General features: G+C 74.7%; 1 protein-coding gene and 1 pseudogene. One reads left to right on the forward strand and one right to left on the reverse strand.

The genetic code is table 11. The annotated features are described in order from the left end of the window. Positions 1–1,476, reverse strand: a pseudogene (locus AC5LUJ_RS22905) (cation-translocating P-type ATPase); the annotation flags it as partial. Between the two features lie 636 nt (positions 1,477–2,112). Between AC5LUJ_RS22905 and AC5LUJ_RS22910 the strand changes: the two are divergent. Beyond that, positions 2,113–2,310, forward strand: a 198-nt coding sequence (locus tag AC5LUJ_RS22910; protein ID WP_493465739.1) for a hypothetical protein, incomplete at its 3' end; no start/stop codon positions are given.

The raw sequence follows: 2,310 nt of genomic DNA on the forward strand, positions 1-2,310 counted from the left end.
CCTGCCGTCGTCACCGGGCCTGCCGTCGTCGCCGAGCCTGCCGTCGTCGCCGAGCAGCCGTTCGATCGGTGCGAGCGTCCAGCCGTCCGCCTGGGCCGTCGCCGTCGGATCGGCCGGCTGGAACAGCGCGTACGCCCGGACGGCGACCTTGCTCGCGTCGGCACCGGCCAGTGGGATGACCTCACCGAGGGTGAACGCCGTGCCGACCAGCACGTCGGAGTCGAGCACGACCGTGTCGACCCGGTCCAGCAGCCGCAGCGCCCCGGGGCTCATCACCTGCGCTCCCCGGCGCGCCAGGACGACGGTGAGCTGGTCGCAGAAGCCCTCCCGGCCAAGACCAGCCGGGCGCGGGAGCATGGCCAGCGCGGCGGCGGTGGCCCGCCGCGGGCCGCCGGTCAGCGCGGCCGTGGCACCGAAGACCGCCAGCAGACCCGCCCCGGCGGCGTCCGCGTAGCGTTCCGCCGGGCCGGCCGGCACCGGCCCGGGCCGCTTGCGGGCCACCGGCCCGGCGCCGGCCCGGTCGGGGTCCCCCAGCAGCTCGGAGCCGGCGAAGGCGTCCCGGCGGGCCCGGGCGGCGGCGAGGGCGTGCACCCGGTGGGCGGCGTCCAGACCGAGACCGCTGTGGCTGCCGGCCAGCCCCAGCGCGGCGGCGTTGGCCACCGCCAGGACGATGTCCGCCCGCTGCGGCCCGATCGTCCGCTCCACGACCGCGCGCAGCCGCGGCTGGGTGTCGACGGCCATGACCAGCGCGGCGAGCTCCGCCGGCAACGGCGTCCAGCGGGCGGCGCGGCCCACTGACGCCACGGTGAGGGCGATCCCGTCCGCGGCGAGCGCGGCGGCCGCGCGCAGCACCACGGCCACCGCGTCCGGCGGGTCGGCGGCCCTGGACGGCTGACCCACGCCCACCGTGCCCTGGTCCTCGTCGGTCCGATCCCCGGCGCTCTGATCCCCGGCGCTCTGATCCCCGGCGGTCTCCTGCTCAGCCCGCTGCTCGGCCGGCTCGCCGCGGATGGCGCGAACGGCACGCTCGGCGGCCACGGCCAGCTCACCCATCCGCGGATACGGCTCGGTCAGGCCAACCAGGAGCCGTCCCAGCGGCGCGTTGACCCGGGCCCACCGCACTCCGGGACGGCGTTCCAGCTCCTGTTCCACCAGCCGCCGACGCGACGGGTGCGACAGCCCGCCGATGCCGCGCACCCGCAGGCTGGCCACCCTGAGACAGGCGCCCCCGTCGCCGCCGGGGCGGGCCAGCCGGCCGGCGGCCCGCCCCGCCCGACCGACATGAGCGACATGACCGGTGTGACCGGCCTGGTCAGGCCGGTGGTCGGACTGGTCCGCGGCGGAGGGCTCCATCCGCTCCAGCAGCGGCATCCGCTCCAGCAGCGGCCCGGCCAGCAGCATCAGTCCCGCGTCGCACAGGAGACGTCCTCCGGCCAGGGCACGCCGCGCACCCGAGCGGGGATCCGGCAGCCGCATCGGCGGACCTCCTCACCGATCCCGTCGATCGCGCTCAACCCGATCCCGTCGATCATCGACGGGGCGGCATCGACCAGCGGACGCCATGCCATCCGAGCCACACCCGGACGGCGCCCGATGCGACATCCGATTACGACATCCGATCGGCCGTCAGGCCATGGCCGACGCGCGGACCGTGGCCTGACAGCGCACGTCATGGCCGGCGCCGCGTCCCCCCACGGCTGTGGCCCCGCGGGTACCCCACTCGACAGCCGGTACCCGGTGGCCGGCACCGCCTAACCGGCGGGCGGCCCATCGGATGGCCCGCGCCCGCCGTCGCGGGGAGTGCGTCCGCCATCGCCGAACCGCCGGGAAAGGCCGCCGGGCGGACTCGGCCATCGGACGAACGAGAAGAACCGTCAGAAACACGCGCACATCGTCGCCGGACGAATATCGCGACAAGACACCGTCGTCGCAGGAGGAACGAAATACCAGAAGCGGGACGAAACGTCGGCAGCCACCCCAGCCCCGCCGAAAAATCTCCGGAACCGGGCCCAGGATCTTTTTACCCGAGGCGAAATTTTATCCAGGACGAGATCTTTTGTTTACCCGGGGTTTGCCTCTGGGGAGGGTGACATCATAGCGGAGGGAGGCTCGATGTCCCCCAAGACACACAATCACGTACGAGACGAAGAAAAAGAAGAGGCCAGGCAGGCGGAGGAATACCAGGACAGGCCGGACACGGGCGACGGAACCGGAACCCCGGCGGAACGGCCGGGGACGGAACAGCCGCGAGCCGGCCGGACGGACGAGGCCACCGGCGCCGGCCGGGCCCGCGGCGAGGCCGGCCACGAG

It is taken from the genome of Protofrankia sp. CiP1_Cm_nod3, assembly GCF_982290655.1.